General features: G+C 68.4%; 1 protein-coding gene and 1 pseudogene. Both read right to left on the minus strand.

Going from position 1 to position 828, the window contains the following annotated elements; genetic code table 11:
- A pseudogene (locus tag K3M35_RS26560) lies at nucleotides 1-151 on the minus strand (phosphotransferase); the annotation flags it as partial.
- A 26-nt stretch (nucleotides 152-177) separates the two neighbouring features.
- Nucleotides 178-828, minus strand: a 651-nt coding sequence (locus K3M35_RS25795) for an aminoglycoside phosphotransferase family protein (RefSeq protein WP_220667291.1), incomplete at its 5' end; no start/stop codon positions are given.

Below are 828 nucleotides of genomic sequence, written 5' to 3' on the forward strand. Positions count from 1 at the left end.
TGAGTGTGACATCGTCCCAGTCGAGTACTCCGGAGAGGTGCGGCAGGCCGTGCGACCACTCCCATAGGACGTTTTCGGCACCGAGATCGCCATGCACCACTGCTCGGGTGAGGTGGGGAAGGCTGTCGAGTGCTGTGAGTTCCCGCTCGGCATGACGACCCCTCGACATGCGAGCTCCTACCACCGGCGCAGCAGGGCCGTGGCAATGGCGACCTGAACGGGTTCCAGCATCACCTTTCCGTCTTCGACCTCCCATAGGGCGTTCTGCAGCACGCGGCCGAGGGTCCAGCCGGTCGCCCGGTTCCGGTCCAGACCGAGGACCTCGGTCAGCAGGTCGAAGCGTCGGAGCACCGCGCGAGTCACATCACCGGTGGCCTCGACCTCATCCCACCGATTGTCCAGCGCGGGCAGCAACTCGAATCCCGGGTCGCCGGCCAGGGGTTCGGGATCGATCGCCAGCCAGGGTTCCCGCTCTCCGGCAAGAACGTTGTCGTAGTGCAGATCCCAGTGCAGCAGGCGGTCGCCGGGTTCGCCCATCAGCTCGGCCACGGCGGACGCGCAGGTGCGCACCAGCCTCTGTTCGGCAGGGTCGCGCAGGGCCGGCACCGCCCGCGGGACCTGGTCGAGCATGGCGGCGGCGATGTCGGACAGCCGCCGCAGACCCGTCGGGGCAGGCACTGAGGTCAGCCGTGCCATCAGTTCGGCCAGGATCTGCAGGGCCGTGGTGTCGTCGGCGATCAAGGACAGGGGCCGGGCCGCGTCCAGCCGCTCGAGCAACTGCGTGGCGCTGTTCTCGTCATGGTCGAGCAGGCGCACGATCCCGTTGCC

This window comes from Rhodococcus sp. DMU2021, assembly GCF_019641445.1.
In the GTDB taxonomy this organism is placed as follows: Bacteria; Actinomycetota; Actinomycetes; order Mycobacteriales; family Mycobacteriaceae; genus Rhodococcus; species Rhodococcus pyridinivorans.